Below are 2,247 nucleotides of genomic sequence, written 5' to 3'. Positions count from 1 at the left end.
TACCGACGACTGGGGCGGTGAAGTGATGCTGCGCCTGGATGACGGCTGGTGCGCGGCGCTGGATCGGGACACGATGATGTGCACGATCTACGAGCGGCGGCCGTTGATCTGTCGGGAATTCGAGATGGGTGCGCCGGAGTGCCTGGAAGAGCGCCAGGGCATTGCGACGGCGTATCGCTGATCCAACATGTGGCGAATATAAAATGTGGGAGCTGGCTTGCCTGCGATAGCATCACTTCGGTGTAACTGATAAACCGAGGTGCCTGCATCGCAGGCAAGCCAGCTCCCACATGGTTTTGCGTAGGCTTGAGAGTTACAACGGGTAGGTGTAGTGCAACGAGTAGCTTTCTACCCCGTCGTTATTGCTGCTGATGCCCGCATTGGAATAGTGCGTGGCGCGAATGCCCACTTCATGCCCACCGGCAAAGCGCAAACCAAAGCCCAGTCGGTCTTCGAACTGGAAGGCCTGGCCGATGTTGTTGTCTTCAACCCGCGTACGTGAAAACACCGCGACACCGATCCCGGCTTCTATATAGGGCTTGACCTTCTCCCCGGCAAACTCGTACACAAACACCGGCGAGAACGACAGGCTGCTGACACTCGCGCGTTTGTCGCCATCCCAGTAGGTGTAAGCGCCGCTCCAATAGCCGGTCAGTCGGCCCGTATCACTCTGCCACCAGCTTTTATCCCAATCCGACGTCAGCCCCAATCGATAGGTCATGGTCGAATCGCTGGTGCCCCCCACCCCAAATTCCAGGCCGGCGGCCTGGGCCGAAACTGAGTGTCCCACCACAGCGGCCGCAATCGCAGCCAAACAGAACAAGCGCTTCATAAGAGCACATCCTTTGAGATCGAAGTCGTATGGTTTTGTACAGGCTAACGCTATAGAAGCTTGCGCGATGCCAGAAGTTCAGCTTCTAACCGCGATGTTTCACGAATTTTTCACAAGCCAAAATTACGCACAACACCGGGAGATTTCCAGAGTGTCGGTAGGATATTTCTTAGGTGATCGACGTCGCCGCTGGTCCAGAACTGCGCTGGCTCAGGCTTGCCGGGCGACAGCAGGTTACGTTCGCCCAACAGACGCTTGAGCTGACGCGCCACGGCAGCGCCGGTGTCGATCAGGATGATGCTAGGGGGAAGCATCTGTGCCAGAAGCGGCTTGAGGAAGGGGTAATGGGTACAGCCGAGGATGATGGTGTCACAACCGGCGCTCAGCAGCGGGTCGACATAGCCCTGCAACAGCTGGCGCAGCCCGGTGCTGTTGAGGTCACCGGTTTCGATCAACTCCACCAGGCCCGGGCACGGCTGGGTAATCACCCGCACGTCGGTGGCAAAGCGGTCGAGTAATGCTGCGAACTTGGCACTTTGCAATGTGCCGGTGGTGGCGAGCACGCCGACCACGCCACTGCGGGTGGCAGCGGCGGCTGGCTTGACCGCCGGCTCCATACCCACCAAAGGCCAGTCGGGATAGTCCTGGCGCAAATCAGCCACGGCGGCGACGGTTGCGGTGTTGCAGGCAATCACAAAGGCTTTGGCGCCTTGTTCACGAAAAAACTCGGCGACCAAACGGCTACGCTCAAGAATGAACGCCGGGGATTTTTCACCGTAGGGGATATGCCCGCCATCAGCCACGTACAGCAGTGACTCATGGGGCAACAACTGCTGGATTTCATCCAGCACCGACAGGCCGCCGACGCCGGAATCGAACACACCGATGGGCGCGTCCTTAACCATGGGCCGTCCCGCAAACGCTGCAGCCGGGGTCGCGCTTGACGCGCAGTTCGCGAAAACGCGTGGTCAAGGCGTCGATCAGTAGCAAGCGCCCCACCAAGGGTTCACCAAAGCCTGCCAGCAACTTCAGCGCTTCCAGTGCTTGCAGGCTACCGACCAGCCCGACCAACGGACCGACCACACCGGCTTCGCTGCAGGTCAGCTCGGTGTCGCTGCCGTGCCCATATAAACAGTGGTAGCACGGGCTTTCGTCGCGGCGCGGGTCGAACACTGACAATTGCCCTTCCAGGCGAATGGCCGCACCGCTGACCAATGGTTTTCCAGCCGCAACACAAGCGGCGTTGACGGCTTCACGGGTGGCGAAGTTGTCGCTGCAATCGAGCACCACGTCTACCGCGGCCACTGCGGCGGCGAGTGAATCGGCATCCAGCGCAGTGCGATGGGCGACCAACGTAATTTCGGGGTTGATGCCGGCCAGGCGACGCATGGCCGAATCGACCTTGGCCTGCCCGA

Annotated in this window: 4 protein-coding genes; 1 reads left to right on the top strand and 3 read right to left on the bottom strand. The window is 59.9% G+C overall.

Going from position 1 to position 2,247, the window contains the following annotated elements; translation table 11 throughout:
• Window positions 1–181 (top strand): YkgJ family cysteine cluster protein (locus FEM54_RS30895; RefSeq protein ID WP_138454103.1); only part of this gene is annotated, 181 nt, incomplete at its 5' end.
• 132 nt (window positions 182–313) lie between these two features.
• On the opposite strand, the gene FEM54_RS30890 is transcribed toward FEM54_RS30895, so the two are convergent.
• From FEM54_RS30890 to FEM54_RS30880, 3 genes are all read right to left on the bottom strand, one after another.
• Window positions 314–832: an acyloxyacyl hydrolase gene (locus FEM54_RS30890; protein WP_017137633.1), complete on the bottom strand. Its 519-nt coding sequence runs from the start codon at window positions 830–832 to the stop codon at window positions 314–316.
• Between the two features lie 110 nt (window positions 833–942).
• Window positions 943–1,737 (bottom strand): glutamate racemase, encoded by a 795-nt coding sequence (murI, locus tag FEM54_RS30885; protein WP_138454102.1) that lies wholly within the window; start codon window positions 1,735–1,737, stop codon window positions 943–945.
• Window positions 1,730–2,247: ThiF family adenylyltransferase (locus FEM54_RS30880; protein ID WP_138454101.1), on the bottom strand; the 518-nt coding region annotated here is incomplete at its 5' end. The genes murI and FEM54_RS30880, both read right to left, overlap by 8 nt.

Origin of the sequence: Pseudomonas edaphica (assembly GCF_005863185.1) — a bacterium.
In the GTDB taxonomy this organism is placed as follows: Bacteria; Pseudomonadota; Gammaproteobacteria; order Pseudomonadales; family Pseudomonadaceae; genus Aquipseudomonas; species Aquipseudomonas edaphica.
This window is presented reverse-complemented; position numbering and strand designations above follow the sequence as displayed.

What these genes read in the sequence shown, in the direction of transcription:
- murI (WP_138454102.1), bottom strand. Translation starts at nt 1,737, where the DNA reads ATGGTTAAGGACGCGCCCATCGGTGTGTTCGATTCCGGCGTCGGCGGC.
- FEM54_RS30890 (WP_017137633.1), bottom strand. Translation starts at nt 832, where the DNA reads ATGAAGCGCTTGTTCTGTTTGGCTGCGATTGCGGCCGCTGTGGTGGGA.